This is a genomic window from Delftia sp. GW456-R20 (assembly GCF_001622915.1).
GTDB lineage: Bacteria > Pseudomonadota > Gammaproteobacteria > Burkholderiales > Burkholderiaceae_C > Comamonas > Comamonas acidovorans.
Genome location: NZ_LWCN01000004.1, coordinates 1339494 through 1357674, shown reverse-complemented (window position 1 = coordinate 1357674; position 18181 = coordinate 1339494). Strand labels below are relative to the sequence as shown.

The following is an 18181-nucleotide window of genomic DNA, read 5'->3' as shown; positions in this document are numbered from 1 at the left end:
CAATCGTTCCCGTTGGTTGTGGTGTGCCGCAGAGGATAACTCCAAAGAAATGCCGAGTTATGGCCGGATTGTGGCCGGGTTATGTTGCAGTGCAGATTGACTGATGGTTGGGAACGTTCCCACAATCCGCGCCATGATCAATGCCCATTCATCCCTCCCGGCGGTTGCACCCACCGCTCCTGCGGGCCTGCAGATCGCCGTGCGCCTGGACGCCAGGGTGCGCGACAAGGCCGACGCCATTGCCCAGGCGGCCCGGCTGCTCCAGGACCGTGGCTGCGTGGCCCCTGGCTATGCCGCCGGCATGCAGGCGCGCGAGGCCCAGGCCGAAACCTTTCTGGGCCACGGCGTGGCCATTCCCCACGGCCGCGCCGAAGACCGGGCCCTGGTGCTGCGCGACGCGGTGGCCGTGCTCCAGGTGCGCGAGGGCCTGGATTGGAATGCCGGCCAGAACGTGCATCTGGTGGTGGCGGTGGCGGCACGCTCCGATGCCCACATCACCTTGCTGCGCCGCCTGGCCGGCCTGCTGCAGACACCCCGGCTGCAGGCGCTGTTCACCACCGGCGATGCGCAGCAGGTGATTGATGTGCTCCAGGGGCAAGCGGACCCGGCGCCGCCTGCCGCCCGCCCGGCGGCAGCGGATCTGGCCGAGGCGCGCGAATGGACCATTGCCTATCCCAACGGCCTGCATGCGCGGCCTGCCACGCGCTGGGCGGAGGCGGCGCGCGGCTTTGCCTCGCGCATCCAGGTGCGCCATGGCGGCGAGGTGGCCGATGCGCGGCAGATGGCCAGCCTGCTGCAGCTGGGACTACGCGAAGGCGACAAGGTCACCGTCTCGGCAGAGGGTCCCGACGCCAGTGCCGCGGTCCAGCGCTTGTGTGCCGTGGCCCAGGCCCTGGTGGCCCAGGAACGTGCCGATGCCGACGCCGCTGCGCGCAAGGCGGCCGAATCGCCCGCCACGGGCTGGCTGCCGCCGCTGGCGCGGCCTGCCTTTGTGGGCCTGGGCGCCAGCCCGGGGCTGGCCGTGGCCCGCATCCACCAGTGGCGTGTGGAGGCAGCCGAGATCCCCGACCTGCCCGAGCCGCTCAGCGTGGGCGGCGCGCGGCTGCATGCGGCGCTGGCCGAGACGCAGGGCCAGCTGCGCGCCCTGCATGACGACACCCGCCGCCGCCTGGGCGAAGGCGATGCGGCCATCTTCAGCGCGCAGGCCGAGTGGCTGGGCGACACCGGACTCATCACGCGCGCCTGCCAGTTCATGGTCCAGGGCCACGGCGTGGCCTGGGCCTGGGACCAGGCCGTGGAGGAGGGGGCTGCCCGTCTCCAGGCGCTGGACAACCCTGCGCTGGCCGCGCGTGCCGCCGATCTGCGCGACGTGGGCCGGCGCGTGCTGGTGCAACTGCAGCCCTCGCTGGCAGCGGCGGTACCGGAGGGCCTGCCGGAAGGCGGCTGCATCCTGGTCGCGGCCGATCTTTCGCCCTCGGAAACCGCCCAGCTGGACACGGCGCGCGTGGCCGCGCTGGTCACGGCGCAGGGCAGTCCCACCTCGCACACGGCCATACTCGCGCGCACGCTGGGGCTGCCGGCCGCCGTGGCGGCAGGCGGCGGCGTGCTGGGCATGGCCGATGGGGCCCTGGCCATCGTCGATGGCGCCAATGGCCGCATCTACCTTGATCCCTCGGAGCAGGACCTGGCTTCAGCGCGTGCCCACATGGCCGAGCAGCGGGCGCTGCAGGAACGCGTGTCCGCGCAGCGCAGCCTGCCTGCCATCACCACCGATGGCGTGCGCATCGAAGTCTGCGCCAACGTCAACCTGCCCGAGCAGGTGCCGCTGGCCCTGTCCCAGGGCGCCGAGGGCGTGGGCCTGATGCGCACGGAATTCCTGTTCCTGGAGCGCGGCAGCACGCCCGGCGAGGACGAGCAGTATGAAACCTACCGCGCCATGGCGCAGGCGCTGGAGGGCCGGCCGCTGGTCGTTCGCGCGCTGGACATCGGCGGCGACAAGCAGGTCGCCCACCTGGAGCTGCCGCGCGAGGACAACCCCTTCCTGGGCGTGCGCGGCGCGCGGCTGCTGCTGCGCCGCCCCGACCTGCTGGAGCCCCAGATGCGCGCCCTGTACCGGGCGGCCCGCGATGGCGCAAGGCTGTCCGTGATGTTTCCCATGGTCACCGGCGTGCAGGAGCTGCTGGCGCTGCGCGCGGCCTGCGAACGGCTGCGTGCCGAACTGGACGCCCCGGTCCTGCCGCTGGGCATCATGATCGAGGTGCCCGCCGCCGCCGTGCAGGCCGACGCACTGGCCCGCCATGCCGATTTCTTCTCCATCGGCACCAACGACCTGACCCAGTACGTGCTGGCCATGGACCGCCAGAACCCGCAACTGGCGGCCGAGGCGGACAGCCTGCATCCGGCCGTGCTGCGGATGGTGCGCGCCACCGTGCAGGGTGCTGCCACCCGCGCGCGCGCCGTGGGCGTCTGCGGCGGACTGGCCGGCGACCCGTTCGGTGCGCTGCTGCTGGCCGGGCTGGGGGTGGGCGAGCTGTCCATGACCCCCAACGACATCGCCGGTGTCAAGGCCGGCCTGCGCGCGGCCAGCCTGCGGCAGTTGCAGGCGCTGGCAGACAGGGCGCTCGGCTGCGAGGATGCCGCGCAGGTGCGGGCACTGGCCAAGGAGGTGACGGCATGAACGCCCCGCAAGCCATCACTGTGACCCTGAACCCGGCCATAGACCAGCTTGTGACCCTGGGTGAGCTGCTGCCCGGCCAGGTGCAGCGCGCATTGGGCAGCGTGCAGGCGCCGGGTGGCAAGGGCATCAATGTTGCCGCCGCCTTGGCGGGCCTGGGAGTTTCCACGGCCGCGCTGGGCGTGCTGGGCAGTGACAACGCCGGCATGTTCGAGGCCTTGTTCGCCCAGCGCGGCATTGCCGACGCCTGCCTGCGCGTGCCGGGCCATACGCGCACCAACATCAAGCTGGTGGCCGACGGCGGACGCCAGACCACGGACATCAACCTGCCGGGCCTGGCCTTGGCCGAAGCGCATCTGGACGCCGTCATGGCCGCGCTGGCCCGGTATCTGCGGCCCGGCCTGGCCGTGGTGCTGTCGGGCAGCCTGCCGGCCGGCCTGCCTGCGGACAGCTGGGCCCGGCTCCAGGCCCAGGCCGTGGCCGCCGGTGCCGACGTGCTGCTGGACACCAGCGAGGCCCCCCTGGCCGCCGCCCTGGCGACGGCCCCCCATGCGGCCATGCCCTGGGCCATCAAGCCCAACCGGGAGGAGTTGCAGGCCGCCACAGGCCGGCGCCTGGACGGCCGCGATGCGCTTCTGGCCGCCGCGCGCCGCCTGCTGGACAGGGGGCTGGGGCTGGCCGTGGTGTCCATGGGCGAAGAGGGCGCGCTGTTCGCCACCGCGCAAGGCGCGGTGATTGCGCGGCCGCCGCAGCGCGCGCGCGGCAGCTCCGTGGGTGCGGGAGATGCCATGGTCGCGGGCATGGTGGCCGCGCGGCTGCGCGGACTGGATCTGGCGGACACCGCACGCCTGTCCACGGCCAGCGCGCTGGCCTGGCTGCAGGCCGCGCCCGCGCGCGAAGTCGATGCCAACCGCGTCCAGGCATTGGCTGCCAGCGTGCTGCTGGAGCCATGCCAGTGGCCGTGATCCCCCATTCTTCAGGAGCTCTCATGAACCCTCTTTTTGTGGTGATCGCAGCCGCCGGGCACGACGCCGAAGCGCTGCTGGCCGCCGAAGCCCTGCGCCATGCGGCCGGACAGCGTCCCTTGGCCGTGGAGGTGCGCGCCAGCGGCGGTGTGATCGGGATGCATGCGGCCGATGCCGCCGCGCAGGCCGGGCAATTGCTGATCGTGGGGAATGCCGGCACCGATGACGATGCAGATACCGCCGCCGATGCCTCCCGCTTCGTGCAGGCCGCCGTCGAGCGCTGCAGCCTGCGCGAGGCGCTTGATGATCCGGCCGGCGTGCTTGCACGCTGCGCTGCCGCCAGTCCCGCAGCACAGCGCACGGGCAAGCGGATCGTGGCCGTCACCTCCTGCCCCACTGGCATCGCCCACACCTTCATGGCGGCCGAGGGGCTGCAGCGCGGCGCGGCGGCGCTGGGCCACGCCATGCGCGTGGAGACACAAGGCTCGGTGGGCGCGCTCGATGCGCTGACGCCGCAGGAGATTGCCGAGGCCGACCTGGTCATCATCGCCGCCGACCGCGAGGTCGATCTTTCGCGCTTCGCGGGCAAGCCGCTGCTGCGCAGCGGCACCAAGCCGGCCATACGCGACGGCTCGGGGCTGATCGCCAAGGCGCTGGCCGAAGCAACCGTGCATGGTGCCGCCGTGGGCGCTGCTGCAGGTGGCGCCGCGCCCACGCCGGCCCGGACCCAGGGCGGTGCCTATCGCCACCTGATGACCGGCGTGTCCTTCATGCTGCCCTTCGTCACGGCGGGCGGCATTCTGATCGCCATGGCCTTTGCGCTGGGCGGCATCTATGTCCATGACGATGCCCACCAGGGCACGCTGGGATGGACGCTGTTCCAGATCGGCGCCAAGGGCGGCTTTGCGCTGATGGTGCCGGCGCTGGCCGGCTATATCGCCTACTCCATTGCCGACCGGCCCGGCATTGCGCCGGGCATGATCGGCGGAATGATCGCGTCCAGCATGGGCGCAGGCTTCATCGGCGGCATCGCGGCCGGCTTCATCGCCGGCTACGGCGTGGCCTTCATGGCGGCGCACATCCGGCTGCCGCAGGCGCTCAAGGGCTTGCTGCCCATGCTGATCCTGCCTGTGCTGGGAAGCCTGTTCACGGGGCTGCTGATGTTCTATCTGGTCGGTGCGCCCGTGGCCGAGCTGCTGCAGTGGCTGAGCGCCTGGCTGCGCGGCATGCAGGGTGCCAGCGCCTTGCTGCTGGGCCTGTTGCTGGGCGCGATGATGGCCTTTGACATGGGCGGGCCGGTGAACAAGGCCGCCTATGCGTTTTCCACGGGAATGATCGCGAGCCAGGTCTACACGCCCATGGCTGCAGCCATGATCGCCGGCATGACGCCGCCGCTGGGGCTGGCCCTGGCCACGCGCCTGTTTGTCGACCGCTTCACGCGCGAGGAGCGCGGCAGCGCCGCCTCGGCCGGCGTGCTGGGCCTGGCCTTTGTCACCGAGGGGGCCATTCCCTACGCGGCGCGCGATCCGCTGCGCACGATTCCGGCCCTGGTGCTGGGCTCGGCCGTGGCCGGCGCCGTGTCCATGCTGGCGGGTGTGGAGCTGAAGGTGCCGCATGGCGGCATCTTCGTCGCACCCATTCCCAACGCCGTGACCCATGTGGCCATGTATGCGGTGGCGCTGGTGGCGGGCGTGGTGGTCACGGCCATCGCCCTGCGCATGTTCAAAAGGCCCGCCGAAGCGGGCCTTTGAAGCGGGCCTTTGAAGCAGGAAGCCGGGGGGAGCGCCTGTAGCGGCTCCCCCCGCAGCGTTCAGCGGGCTGCGGCGCGGGCCTGTTCCAGCCAGCCGTCGAAGGTCTTCTGGTGGGCCTTGATCCAGCCGTCCACATGACGGTTGATGTCCGAGGGCTTGTTCTGGCCCTGGCTCATCATGTGGTTCTGCGCGCTGATGTCGCCCACGGGCAGCTGCATCAGCTCGAACAGCTTGCCGGCGTCGGGATGCTTGTCGGTGAAGGCCTTGTTGGCCACGATCTGCTGCTTGTTCACCACGAAGCCGTAGTTCTTGCCGTTGGGCAGCTTGGTATCGAACTTGGCCTGCTCGCCGGGCAGCGAGGAGAAGGGCACCTCCAGCCACACCACGTCCTTGCCGGGCTTGAGCACGTTGCTCACCCAGTAGGGCGTCCAGGTGTAGTAGAGGATGGGCTTGCCGGCCTTGTAGCGCGAGATGGTGTCGGCGATCAGCGCCGAGTACGTGCCCTGCTTGTGGGTCACGGTGTCACGCAGCTTGTAGGCCGTCAGATGGTGCTCGATCACGGCCTCGCAGCCCCAGCCCGGCGTGCAGCCGGTGAGGTCGGCCTTGCCGTCGCCGTCCGAGTCGAACAGCTTGGCGATCTTGGGGTCCTTCAACTGGCCGATATTGGTGATCTTGTATTCGTCGGCCGTCTTCTTGTCGATCAGATAGCCCTGGGCGGCGTTGTCCGAGTACACGCCCTTGCGGAACAGCTTGGCGTCGCCGCCCGCGTTCTTGTAGTAGTCGGCGTGCAGCGGGTTCCAGTGCGTGGCCAGGAAGGTGGCATCGCCATTGGCAATCGCCACGTGGGCCGTGGGGTACTCGACTTCCTGGAAGGGCTGCACGTCGTAGCCCAGCTTCTCCAGGGCCTTCATGACGATCAGGGTCTGGAAGCTTTCTTCGGCGATGGAGCTCTTGAGCGGCGACACCTTCACACCCTTGCCGGGCTGGTCGCTGGCGGCTGATGCGCCTGCGCAGGCCAGTGCGATGCCGGCAGCCATCGTGGCGGTGCGCAGCCAGTGGCTGGCAGCGGCAGTTGGCAGTCGATTGTGGTTCAGGGCTTGGTTCATCCTCGGGTTCCTCCGTTGTGTGATGAAAGGGGAGTGGGCGGCCAGCGTGGCTGGCCGCTTTTCGGGAAGGCGGCGCGGCAGTGGGCCCATCCGCGCCGCAGTGAAGGCATTCAGCTGGTGCTGCCGCGATGGACCGGCTTGTTGCCGGCGCCCAGCAGGCGGGCGATGCAGCCGGCGGGGCCGCTGTGCCACCAGCGCGCACCGCCACGGGTCGTCTGCCCCATGGCCTGGGTGATGCGGTCCAGCACGATGGCCAGCAGCACGATGCCCAGTCCGCCCACGGTGGCCAGGCCCATGTCCAGGCGGCCGATGCCGCGCAGCACCATCTGGCCCAGGCCGCCCACGGCGATCATGGAGGCGATCACCACCATGGACAGCGACAGCATCAGCGCCTGGTTCACGCCCGCCATGATGGAGGGCATGGCCAGCGGCAGCTGCACCTTCCACAGCAACTGCCAGGGCGATGCGCCATAGGCACGGCTGGCCTCGATCAGGTCGGGGCGCACCTGGCGGATGCCCAGGTTGGTCAGTCGGATCAGCGGCGGCAGCGCGAAGATGATGGTCACGATCACGCCGGGCACGTTGCCGATGCCGAACAGCATCACCACGGGCACCAGGTAGACGAAGGCCGGCGTGGTCTGCATGGCGTCGAGCAGCGGGCGTGTCCAGCGCTGCGCACGGTCGCTGGAGGCCAGCAAAATCCCCGCGGGCAGGCCGATGACCATGCAGAACACCAGCGAGGTCAGCACCAGGGACAGCGTCACCATGGCCTCGGGCCAGATGCCCAGCATGGCGACCACCACCAGCGAGACGGCGGCACCAATGGCCATGGCGCGGCCCGCGAACTGCCAGGCCACCAGGGTCAGGACCAGGACCAGCAGCGGCCAGGGCAGGGCCAGCATGGCATCGGTGATGCCCGACAGCGTGCCGTCGATGGGCGTGCGCACGGCCTGGAAGAAGGGGCGGAAATGGTGGACCACCCATTCCAGGCCGCCGTTGATCCAGCCCTGCACGGGCAGGCCGTCGGTGGTCAGTTGGTGCCAGAGGCTGGCATGGGCGTCGTCGGGAACGCCCGAGCCGGCCGAGGCGCCCAGCCAGTCACCGCCTGCGGCATCACCGCCGCTGGCGGCGCCCCAGGGATCGGCAGAGGCATCGGGCGCCGGCGTGGCGGCGGTGGCCCAGGGGTCGGCGCTTGCAGAGGCCGCGGAATCGGTGGAAGCAGGGGCTGCGGAATCGGTGGAAGCAGGGGCTGTGCTCGCATCGGCCCAGGGATCGGTGGCGGCAGCGGCGGTGTTCGGGTTCAGGCTGTTGGTTGCATCGCTCATGCGGCATCTCCTTGTCGTTGTTCGATCGGCTCCACGGTCGGCGCGACGGTGGGGGCGTTGGAGGCCGGGAAATGCGGGTTGAGCGTGACCGGCGGCACGATCTCCTGCGGCGGCGGCACGGGCGGCGTGTCGCGGTCCAGGAAGCGCAGCATGGTGGTGCGGCTGACCACGCCCATGAACTGGCCGTCGTCGCTGGTCACCGGCAGCGCGCAGGGCGCGGCGGCCACGGGGCCGAACAGCTCGGCCACCGGCGTGCCTGCGGACAGCGGCTCGACGTTGGGCAGGAAGGCGTGGCTCAGGCCCAGCATGCCGGGGCGGCCATGCAGTGCGTCGCGCAGCGACTGCGAGGACACCACGCCCAGGAAGCGGCGGCGCGCGTTCACCACATAGGCGTAGTCGCGGTCGGAGTCTTCCAGCAGACGCTGGGCTGCGCGGCAGCCGCGGTCGCTGTGCTCGGACACCACGGTCAGCGCCTGGCGCGCGATGTCGCCGGCCTTGAAGACCGAGGCTGCATCCACGCCGCGCACGAAGCTGCGCACATAGTCGTCGGCGGGGCTGCGCAGGATCTCGTCGGGCGTGCCGACCTGGATCACCTGGCCGTCCTTCATGATGGCGATGCGGTCGCCGATGCGCATGGCCTCGTCCAGGTCATGCGAGATGAAGACGATGGTGCGGCGCTGGATCTGCTGCAGGCGCAGCAGCTCGGACTGCATCTCCGTGCGGATGATGGGGTCCAGGGCCGAGAAGGCCTCGTCCATCAGCAGGATGGACGGATCGGACGCCAGCGCCCGGGCCAGGCCCACGCGCTGCTGCATGCCGCCCGACAGCTCGTCGGGGTAGCTGGCGCCCCAGGCGCCCAGGCCCACCTGCTCCAGCGCGGCCTGGGCCTGTGTCTGGCGCTCGGCCTTGTCGGCGCCGGCCAGCTCCAGGCCGAAGGCCGTGTTGTCCAGCACCGTCATGTGCGGCATCAGCGCAAAGGACTGGAACACCATGGAGATGTCCTTGCGGCGCAGCGCACGCAGATCGCGCTCGCTCAGGGCATTGATGTCCTGGCCATCGACCACGATACGCCCGGCCGTGGGCTCGATGAGGCGGTTGAGCATGCGCACCAGGGTGGACTTGCCCGAGCCCGACAGGCCCATGACGACGAAGATCTCGCCGGCCTCGATGGTGAAATTGGCGTCGAACACGCCAATGGACTGGCCCGTGCGCTCCAGGATCTCCTGTTTGCTCAGGCCCTGTTGGACGAGGTCGAGTGCGGTCTTGGGGTCGTCCCCGAACACCTTGAACACATGATCGATGATGATCTGCTTGGCCACTGTGGCGTTCTCCTTTTGGGTGAGATGGAACACAGTCCAGCGTCTTCGACGGGCGAAGACGCTGGCGCGCAAGCCAAAAATGAAGCCCTGATGCCGTTCGCTGCAGGGGACTGCCGTCCCCCGTTGCTGGGATTCAAACAGGTGCGAAAGCACCCGAGGCGGCTCGGATGGCACGCGAAGCGGTGCGCAAGAGCCAGAAGGCGAGAGCAGCCGGCGGCGAGGCGCGCGGTGTCTCAGTCGGGCATCGTGGCTGAAGATCAGCCAGCGCGATGCCCCACAACATCAGGACCGAGTTTCGGCCCGGTTGACGGGGCTGTGCCGGGAGCACAACGATCCGCCGGGGTGTATCGGCAGGCCGTGAAGACGGTGCCGATGACCTGCTTGGCAGGTTGTAAAGAAGCCCAAATTATATAAAACAGGTTTTACTGCGTCAAAACGCATGAGCCGAAGAAGGCCTGTTTTGGGCTGTTTCAAGCCCTTGGGGGCTGCAATCCGGTCAGTATTTGCTCACTTAATGAGAGCATAGAGGCCATGATTCACAAGGCATATGCTGTCATCGATGAATAAAATCGGTCAAGCGTCAGCTTGAGGAAAGCTTCAGGCCCGATCTGCGGCAAAAAGCGTGCCCGGTGCGCTGGCCGGCCGGGCGCTGGCAGGTGACCGACCCGTTGCCTGCGCCCGCCCATGAAAAAAGCCCCGTAGCGGCTGGCGCTGCGGGGCTTTGGTGCGGGATGCCGCCGGCTCAGTGGTTGCTGGCCGTGCTGTTGATCAGCTTGTCGGTGTAGGCGATGGCCAGGGCGCTGGCCAGGAAGGTGACGTGGATGATGGTCTGCCACATCAGCACCTTGACGTCGTAGCTGCCTGCGTTGATGAAGGTCTTGAGCAGGTGGATGGAGCTGATGCCGATGATGGACAGGGCCAGCTTGACCTTGAGGATGGAGGCGTTCACGTGGCCCAGCCACTCGGGCTGGTCGGGGTGGCTGTCCAGGCCCAGGCGGCTGACGAAGGTTTCGTAGCCGCCCACGATGACCATGATCAGCAGGTTGGAGATCATCACCACGTCGATCAGCGCCAGGACCACCAGCATGATGATGGTCTCGTTGAGCGCGCCGATGGGCGCATCGTGCTTGTAGCCGATGCTGGTGATCAGCGCCTGCAGCGCTTCCTGGTTGCCGAAGGCGGCCTCGATCAGGTGCCACAACTCGAGCAGGAAGTGCCAGACATAGACGCCCTGGGCGGCGATCAGGCCCAGGTACAGCGGCAGCTGCAGCCAGCGGCTGGCGAAGATCAGGGAGGGCAGGGGACGCAGGGGGGAGCCGGGGGCTCGATTGGAGTTTTGCTGGCGGGCCATGGTGGTCGGTCGCGCTTGTCTGGTGTGGGAGCGTGGATGGGAGGGGACAATGGCCGTGGAAAACGGGCGCGCGATTTTAGCGGCGAAACAGGCCATTGCCAGTGACAGCCAGGAACTGCGGGGAATCCCCAGGTAGACGCGCCCAAGGGGGTTTCAGTCAGTGGCATGTAAGACCGGCCCCCGACAGTCACACCACAATTTTTATTTGGCCAGCCCAGGAGACAAGCAAGCATGAGCACCGCAACAGCATCCCCCATTGAATCGGTCCTGGTGGAGAACCGGGTCTTCCCGCCGCCGGCAGACTTCGCCGCCAAGGCCCGCATCTCCGGAATGGAGCAGTACAAGGCGCTGTGCGCCGAGGCAGAGAACGACTACCAGGGCTTCTGGGCCCGCCTGGCGCGCGAGAACGTGGTCTGGTCCAAGCCCTTCACCCAGGTGCTGGACGACAGCAATCCCCCGTTCTTCCGCTGGTTCGCCGACGGTGAACTCAACGCCAGCGCCAACTGCCTGGACAAGCACATGGGCACGGACGTCGAGCACAAGACGGCCATCATCTTCGAGGCCGATGGCGGCGAGGTCACCAAGGTCAGCTACCGCGAACTGCTGGAGCGCGTCTCGCAGTTCGCCAACGCGCTCAAGGCCCAGGGCGTGCAAAAGGGCGACCGTGTCCTGATCTACATGCCCATGACCATTGAGGGCGTGATCGCCATGCAGGCCTGCGCCCGCATCGGCGCCACGCACAGCGTGGTGTTCGGCGGCTTCTCGGCCAAGGCGGTGCAGGAGCGCATCGTGGACGTGGGCGCCGTGGCCGTGATCACCGCCAACTACCAGATGCGCGGCGGCAAGGAGCTGCCGCTCAAGGCCATCGTGGACGATGCGCTGGCGCTGGGCGGCTGCGAGGCCGTGCGCCACGTCTTCGTCTACGAGCGCACGGCCACGGCCTGTGCCATGACGGCAGGCCGCGACAAGACCTTCGGCGAGATCCTGGCGGGCCAGAGCACCGAGTGCGCGCCCGTGGCCGTGGATTCCGAACACCCGCTGTTCATCCTCTACACCAGCGGCTCCACGGGCAAGCCCAAGGGCGTGCAGCACTGCACGGGCGGCTATGTGCTGTGGGCCAAGCAGACCATGGAGTGGACCTTCGACCTCAAGCCCAGCGACGTGTTCTGGTGCACGGCCGACATCGGCTGGATCACCGGCCACACCTACGTGGCCTATGGGCCGCTGGCCGCTGGCGCCACGCAGATCGTGTTCGAGGGCGTGCCCACCTTCCCCAACGCGGGCCGCTTCTGGCAGATGATCGAGCGCCACGGCTGCACCATCTTCTACACGGCGCCCACGGCCATCCGCTCGCTGATCAAGGCCGCCGACGGCGATGCCGCCGTGCATCCGAAGAACTCGGACCTGTCCAGCCTGCGCCTGCTGGGCAGCGTGGGCGAGCCCATCAATCCCGAGGCCTGGATGTGGTACCACCGCAATGTGGGCGGCGAGCGCTGCCCCATCGTGGACACCTTCTGGCAGACCGAAAACGGCGGCCACGTGATCGCTCCCATGCCTGGCGCCACGCCGCTGGTGCCGGGTTCGTGCACGCTGCCGCTGCCGGGCATCATGGCCGCCATCGTCGACGAGACCGGCCATGAACTGCCCAACGGCGCAGGCGGCCTGCTGGTGGTCACCAAGCCCTGGCCCAGCATGATCCGCACCATCTGGGGCGACCCCGAGCGCTTCAAGAAGAGCTACTTCCCGGCCGAGCTGGGCGGGCAGACCTACCTGGCCGGCGACGGCGCCGTGCGCAGCGAGGACCGTGGCTACTTCCGCATCACGGGCCGCATCGACGACGTGCTCAATGTCTCGGGCCACCGCATGGGCACGATGGAGATCGAGTCGGCCCTGGTGTCCAAGACCGACCTGGTGGCCGAAGCCGCCGTGGTGGGCCGCCCCGATGACCTGACAGGCGAGGCCATCTGCGCCTTCGTGGTGCTCAAGCGCTCGCGTCCCACGGGCGAGGAGGCCAAGCAGATCGCCAAGGAGCTGCGCGACTGGGTGGCCAAGGAAATCGGCCCCATCGCCAAGCCCAAGGACATCCGCTTTGGCGACAACCTGCCCAAGACGCGCAGCGGCAAGATCATGCGCCGCCTGCTGCGCTCGATTGCCAAGGGCGAGGCCATCACCCAGGACACGAGCGAGCACGCTGGAGAACCCGGCCATCCTCGATCAGTTGGCCGAGACGAACTGAGGGCTGACACGCCCGCCATGAAGAACCGGAGCACAGGCTCCGGTTTTTTCTTGGCTGGACTGCGGGCGGCGCGCTGTCTTGCAGTCCTATTTTGTGTGGGCCGACAGCTCAGGCATGATGGTTGCAGTACAACCGAAGCTGTTGTTTTCACCACTGCCGAGGGAGGCGTTGCACCATGAATCTGAGAACCCTGTCGCTGCTGATCACCGTGGCCCTGATTGCGCTGCTGGCGGCATTCAACTGGAACACGCTGGCCGCGCCTTCCGTCGTGTCGCTGGGCGTGACCGAAGTCCAGGCGCCGCTGGGCGTGCTGATGCTGGCGCTGACCTGCCTGCTGGGCGTGTTCTTCGTCGCCTATGTGCTGTGGCTGCAGGGCTCGGTACTGATGGAGGCGCGCCGCCACGCCAAGGAAATGCAGGCCCAGCGTGACCTGGCCGACAAGGCCGAGGCTTCGCGTTTCACCGAGCTGCGCACCGTGCTGGAAGACCTGCATGCGCGTGACAAGGAAGTGCTGATGGCACGGCTGGACGGGCTGGAGGCGCACCTGGTGCAGCGCGCCCAGGAGTCGGACAACAGCACGGCCGCCTATGTGGGGCAGCTGGAGCAGCAGGTTCGCCTGTACCAGCAGCCCGGCGCAGGCGCTCCGGATTACAGGTAGGCGGCCCGCGCCGGGATTTATGGGCGGACCATGAAAAAAACCGCGCGACTTGCGTTGCGCGCGGTTTTTTTCGTTGCGGGCCCCGAGGCGGGAGGCCTGCGGAAATTACTTCAGCGACAGCACCCAGGCGGCCAGCTTCTTGGCGTCGGCATCGTTGACCTGGGGGTTGGCGGGCATGGGAACCGGACCCCAGACGCCGCTGCCGCCCTTCATGATCTTGGCAGCCAGCTTGTCCACCGCGTCCTTCTGGCCTGCGTACTTGGAGGCCACATCCTTATAGGACGGGCCCACCAGCTTCTTGTCCACGGCGTGGCAGGCCATGCAGTTCTTGGAGGCGGCAAGAGCCTGGTCGGCCATGGCGGGAGCCACGGTGACGACGGTCAAGGCAAATGCGATCAATGTCTGCTTCATCATGAGTTCCTGGGGGTTGTCGGGAATAATTATGCGAAACATTGTAGTGGGCGCGCATGCCTGATGCGTTACCTCGTGTGAAGCACCGTCTGGTGAAGGAGAAGTTATGTATCTGTTGGGAATCGCGGTCCTGCTCACCCTGCTGAAGTTGGCCGATATCGAGCCTGTGGCCTCCTGGTCCTGGTACGTCATCCTGGGCGCCTATAGCGTGACGGCAGCCTGGTGGGCTTGGGCCGACACCTCTGGCTACACCAAGCGGCGCGCGGCCGACAAGATCGAGCAGCGGCGCTTGAAGCGCATCGAAAAGAACAAGGAAGCCATGGGCACGGGCACGCGCTCGCGTTCGCGCCGCTGAGGGGCCTTGAACGGCGGCGCAGGCTTCGCCGCAGGCGATGCCTGGGGTCTGCAAAGGGGCGGCCCATGCCGGCCGGGGCATTCCTGTGCCCCAGCGGTGCGGCGGGCGCTGCGCCATAATCTTCGCCCAGACCCTGGCCTTCCCCACAGGACCAGGGATGGACCGAGACGACAGACAACTGGATTCCCCATGCCCGCATACCGTTCCAAGACTTCCACCGGCGGCCGCAACATGGCCGGTGCGCGCGCCCTGTGGCGTGCCACCGGCATGAAGGACGGCGACTTCGACAAGCCCATCATCGCCATCGCCAACTCCTTCACGCAGTTCGTTCCGGGCCACGTCCACCTCAAGGACCTGGGCCAGTTGGTGGCACGCGAGATCGAGGCCGCAGGCGGCGTGGCCAAGGAATTCAACACCATTGCCGTGGACGACGGCATCGCCATGGGCCATGACGGCATGCTGTATTCGCTGCCCAGCCGCGACATCATCGCGGACTCGGTGGAGTACATGGTCAACGCCCACTGCGCCGACGCGCTGGTGTGCATCTCCAACTGCGACAAGATCACCCCCGGCATGCTGATGGCCGCCATGCGGCTGAACATTCCGGTGATCTTCGTCTCCGGGGGCCCCATGGAGGCGGGCAAGACCAAGCTGGCCAATCCCAACACGCACAAGCTGGAGTTCAAGAAGCTGGACCTGGTCGATGCCATGGTGATCGCGGCCGACTCCAACTACACCGACGAGCAGGTCGCCCAGGTCGAGCGCTCGGCCTGCCCGACCTGCGGTTCCTGCTCGGGCATGTTCACCGCCAACTCCATGAACTGCCTGACCGAGGCGCTGGGCCTGTCCCTGCCCGGCAACGGCACGGTGCTGGCCACGCATGCCGACCGCGAGGAACTGTTCAAGCGCGCCGGCCGCCGCATCGTCGAGCTGGCCCGGGAGTACTACGAGCAGGAAGACGCCTCCGTGCTGCCGCGCTCCGTGGGCTTCAAGGCCTTCGAGAACGCGATGACGCTGGACATCGCCATGGGCGGCTCCACCAACACCATCCTGCACCTGCTGGCCATTGCCCGTGAAGCCGAGATCGACTTCACCATGGCCGACATCGACCGCCTCTCGCGCTCCGTGCCCCAGCTGTGCAAGGTGGCGCCCAACACGCAGAAATACCACATCGAGGATGTGCACCGCGCCGGCGGCATCTTCGCCATCCTCGGCGAGCTGGCCCGCGCCGGCAAGCTGCACACCGACGTGCCCACCGTGCACGCCAAGACCCTGGGCGAAGGCCTGGCGCAGTGGGACATCGCCACCACCCAGGACGAGGCCGTCAGGCACTTCTACCTGGCAGGCCCGGCCGGCATTCCCACCCAGGTGGCCTTCAGCCAGAACACGCGCTGGCCCAGCCTGGACCTGGACCGTGCTGAAGGCTGCATCCGCTCCTACGAGCACGCCTTCTCCAAGGAAGGCGGCCTGGCCGTGCTGACCGGCAACATCGCCCTGGACGGCTGCGTGGTCAAGTCGGCCGGCGTGGACGAAAGCATCCACGTGTTCGAAGGCACGGCCCACGTGACCGAGTCGCAGGACGAGGCCGTGCAGAACATCCTGGACGACAAGGTCAAGGCCGGCGACATCGTCGTCGTGCGCTATGAAGGTCCCAAGGGCGGCCCCGGCATGCAGGAAATGCTCTACCCGACCAGCTACATCAAGTCCAAGGGCCTGGGCAAGGAGTGCGCACTGCTGACCGACGGACGCTTCTCGGGCGGCACCTCGGGCCTGTCCATCGGCCACTGCTCGCCGGAAGCTGCCGCTGGCGGCGCCATCGGCCTGGTGCGCAACGGCGACCGCATCCGCATCGACATTCCCAACCGCAGCATCAACGTGCTGGTCTCCGACGAGGAGCTGGCCCGCCGCCGTGCCGAGCAGGATGCCAAGGGCTGGAAGCCCGCCGAGCCGCGCCCGCGCAAGGTCTCGGCCGCGCTCAAGGCCTATGCCAAGCTGGTGATGTCGGCCGACAAGGGCGCCGTGCGCGACCTGTCCCTGCTGGACGACTGACACCGGGCTGCACCGCCGCCCGGCGGTGCGCACCCGATGAAAATGAAAAGGGATGGAAGGCCTTGCGGCTTTCCATCCCTTTTTCTTTTCTCTTCTCTCAGGCCCTTGAGGGCTCTTGTTTCATCGCGGGGCGGCCCACCGCGGGGCGACCGGCTTGCCGTTTCATCGTGGCTGCCGGTTCGGGTTTTCATCGTGGAGCAAACAGCCCACTCTCATTTATGGGAAGTGCCTGAAAAACTGGCGCGGCCAAAACAAGGGACAGCGAGCAAGGGCCGCCCCGCCGCGAGGCTGTTGTCCCCCTCCCGCGAAGCGAGAGAGGGGGAAGGCGCGAAGCGCCTCAGGGGGAGCTTCATTCAGGCCGGCTCGCCCATCTTGCTTTGCAGGTAGTTGGGCAGACCGATCTTCTCGATCAGGCCCAATTGCTTCTCCAGCCAGTAGGCGTGGTCTTCCTCGGTATCGCGCAGCTGGGCCAGCAGCAGGTCGCGGCTGTTGAAGTCGCTGTGGCGCTCGCACAGGGCCATGGCCGAGCGCAGGCTGTCACGCACGCGGTATTCGGTGGCCAGGTCCTTGCGCAGCATCTCTTCGACGGTCTCGCCGGGCGTGAACTCGTGCGGGCGCATGTCGGGGCGGCCGCCCAGGAACAGGATGCGGCGCAGGATGGCGTCGGCGTGCTGGGTTTCCTCTTCCATCTCATGGCCGATGCGCTCGAACAGGCGCAGCAGGCCCTGGTCTTCGTACTGGCGCGAGTGGATGAAGTACTGGTCGCGCGCGGCAAGCTCGCCGCGCAGCAACTCTATGAGGCATTCGATGACTTCTGGTTGGCCTTGCATGTTCTTCTTCTCCTGACTGTGTGAACGCCGCAAGTATCGCGTGAACCGGCCCTTGGGCCAAAGCGCGCGCTGCAATTCCCCGTGGACGGCGCATTGCATGCATGCGCGACGCAGAAGCATTCGCATCGCGGCAGGCTGGCGGGGGGATGGAGCTAGGGTAAACGCTGTATTGCGGGCTTCAATAATAGTTATTTATCATAACGATTATGGAACCGAAGCATCGGTGTCCAAAACCCCATTTCCCCTTTGCACAAGGAAGCGCAATGAGCACCGAACGTACCGAAGAACAGACCGTGTCCTGCACCGTCACAGGCCGCGTGGCCTGGGTGAAATTCAACCGCCCCGAAAAGCGCAACGCCATGAGCCCCCAGCTCAACCGCCAGATGATGCGTGTGCTCGACGACCTGGAGTTCCGTGACGACGTGGGCGTGGTCGTGCTTGCAGGCGAAGGCACGGCCTGGACGGCCGGCATGGACCTGAAGGAATACTTCCGCGAGACCGAGGCCACCGGCCTGGCCGGAACCCGCAAGGCCCAGCGCGAGAGCTATGGCTGGTGGCGCCGCCTGCGCTGGTTCCAGAAGCCGACCATTGCCATGGTCAACGGCTGGTGCTTCGGCGGCGGCTACGGCCCCCTGTTCGCCTGCGACCTGGCCTTTGCCTCGGATGACGCCAAGTTCGGCCTGTCCGAAATCAACTGGGGCATCCTGCCCGGTGGCGGCGCCTCCAAGGTGGCAGTGGAGCTGCTGTCCTTCCGCCGTGCCATGTACCACGCCATGCTGGGCGAGAACATCGACGGCCGCACGGCCGCCGAGTGGGGCCTGGTCAACGAGTCGCTGCCGGCCGATCGCCTGCAGGCCCGCGTCACCGAAGTGGCCGAGGCCCTGCTGCAGAAGAATCCCAGCGCCCTGAAGGCCACCAAGGACGCCATCCGCCGCGTGCGCGACATGAGCTACGACAACGCCGAGGACTACCTGGTGCGCGCCCAGGAAGCCGCCAACAGCTACGACAACGAAGGCCGCAAGGAAGGCATGCGCCAGTTCCTCGACGACAAGACCTACAAGCCTGGCCTGGGCACCTACGACCTTTCGAAGCAAAAGTCCTGAAGACCCGCACATCCTGAGTGGCCGCGCCCTCGCTGCTAGGGCGCCTGC

At 67.7% G+C, this 18181-nt stretch carries 13 protein-coding genes and 1 pseudogene; 8 read left to right on the top strand and 6 right to left on the bottom strand.

Going from position 1 to position 18181, the window contains the following annotated elements; all coding sequences use genetic code 11:
- Positions 1-133: 133 nt before the first annotated feature.
- From ptsP to A4F85_RS11445, 3 genes are read left to right on the top strand one after another with little or no spacing between them, the layout of a single operon-like run.
- Complete coding sequence (gene ptsP, locus A4F85_RS11455; protein ID WP_063326641.1) at positions 134-2677, top strand: phosphoenolpyruvate--protein phosphotransferase; 2544 nt, start codon at positions 134-136, stop codon at positions 2675-2677.
- A complete protein-coding gene (locus tag A4F85_RS11450) occupies positions 2674-3639 on the top strand; it encodes a 1-phosphofructokinase family hexose kinase (RefSeq protein ID WP_063326640.1) in 966 nt (321 codons plus the stop codon). Before ptsP ends, A4F85_RS11450 begins: the two co-directional genes overlap by 4 nt.
- Positions 3640-3662: 23 nt before the next feature.
- The gene (locus tag A4F85_RS11445; protein ID WP_063326639.1) at positions 3663-5390 is read left to right on the top strand and encodes a PTS fructose transporter subunit IIC; all 1728 of its coding nucleotides are present in this window, start codon (positions 3663-3665) and stop codon (positions 5388-5390) included.
- Positions 5391-5449: 59 nt separating this feature from the next.
- Here A4F85_RS11445 and proX read toward each other — a convergent pair whose 3' ends face one another.
- The 4 genes from proX to A4F85_RS11425 all read right to left on the bottom strand — a co-directional run bounded on the left by proX (position 5450) and on the right by A4F85_RS11425 (position 10491).
- Positions 5450-6496 carry a glycine betaine/L-proline ABC transporter substrate-binding protein ProX gene (gene proX / locus A4F85_RS11440; protein ID WP_012204550.1) on the bottom strand — a complete coding sequence of 349 codons (1047 nt, stop codon included), beginning with the start codon at positions 6494-6496 and terminating at the stop codon, positions 5450-5452.
- Positions 6497-6606: 110 nt separating this feature from the next.
- The gene (gene proW, locus A4F85_RS11435) at positions 6607-7821 is read right to left on the bottom strand and encodes a glycine betaine/L-proline ABC transporter permease ProW (RefSeq protein WP_063326638.1); all 1215 of its coding nucleotides are present in this window, start codon (positions 7819-7821) and stop codon (positions 6607-6609) included.
- Positions 7818-9140, bottom strand: a complete 1323-nt coding sequence (gene proV, locus A4F85_RS11430) for a glycine betaine/L-proline ABC transporter ATP-binding protein ProV (protein WP_141834109.1) — start codon at positions 9138-9140, stop codon at positions 7818-7820. Before proV ends, proW begins: the two co-directional genes overlap by 4 nt.
- A gap of 742 nt (positions 9141-9882) precedes the next feature.
- Positions 9883-10491 carry a TIGR00645 family protein gene (locus A4F85_RS11425; protein ID WP_012204594.1) on the bottom strand — a complete coding sequence of 203 codons (609 nt, stop codon included), beginning with the start codon at positions 10489-10491 and terminating at the stop codon, positions 9883-9885.
- A gap of 231 nt (positions 10492-10722) precedes the next feature.
- Between A4F85_RS11425 and acs the strand changes: the two are divergent.
- Together acs and A4F85_RS11415 are read left to right on the top strand one after the other, a co-directional pair.
- Positions 10723-12727 (top strand): annotated as a pseudogene (gene acs / locus A4F85_RS11420) (acetate--CoA ligase).
- A gap of 175 nt (positions 12728-12902) precedes the next feature.
- Positions 12903-13385 carry a hypothetical protein gene (locus A4F85_RS11415; protein WP_013803246.1) on the top strand — a complete coding sequence of 161 codons (483 nt, stop codon included), beginning with the start codon at positions 12903-12905 and terminating at the stop codon, positions 13383-13385.
- A 105-nt stretch (positions 13386-13490) separates the two neighbouring features.
- Here A4F85_RS11415 and A4F85_RS11410 read toward each other — a convergent pair whose 3' ends face one another.
- Positions 13491-13796 (bottom strand): c-type cytochrome, encoded by a 306-nt coding sequence (locus A4F85_RS11410; RefSeq protein ID WP_063327963.1) that lies wholly within the window; start codon positions 13794-13796, stop codon positions 13491-13493.
- Between the two features lie 106 nt (positions 13797-13902).
- Between A4F85_RS11410 and A4F85_RS11405 the strand changes: the two genes are divergently transcribed.
- Together A4F85_RS11405 and ilvD are read left to right on the top strand one after the other, a co-directional pair.
- Positions 13903-14151 carry a TIGR04438 family Trp-rich protein gene (locus A4F85_RS11405; protein WP_063326637.1) on the top strand — a complete coding sequence of 83 codons (249 nt, stop codon included), beginning with the start codon at positions 13903-13905 and terminating at the stop codon, positions 14149-14151.
- 189 nt (positions 14152-14340) lie between these two features.
- Entirely contained in the window at positions 14341-16200 is a 1860-nt protein-coding gene (gene ilvD / locus A4F85_RS11400; protein WP_063326636.1) for a dihydroxy-acid dehydratase, read from the top strand.
- Positions 16201-16553: 353 nt separating this feature from the next.
- Here the strand turns inward: ilvD and bfr are convergent, their stop codons facing one another.
- Positions 16554-17030 carry a bacterioferritin gene (gene bfr, locus A4F85_RS11395; protein ID WP_013803242.1) on the bottom strand — a complete coding sequence of 159 codons (477 nt, stop codon included), beginning with the start codon at positions 17028-17030 and terminating at the stop codon, positions 16554-16556.
- Positions 17031-17293: 263 nt separating this feature from the next.
- Here bfr and A4F85_RS11390 point away from each other — a divergent pair, with 263 nt between their 5' ends.
- Positions 17294-18133: a p-hydroxycinnamoyl CoA hydratase/lyase gene (locus A4F85_RS11390; protein WP_063326635.1), complete on the top strand. Its 840-nt coding sequence runs from the start codon at positions 17294-17296 to the stop codon at positions 18131-18133.
- The last annotated feature ends 48 nt before the right edge of the window (positions 18134-18181 follow it).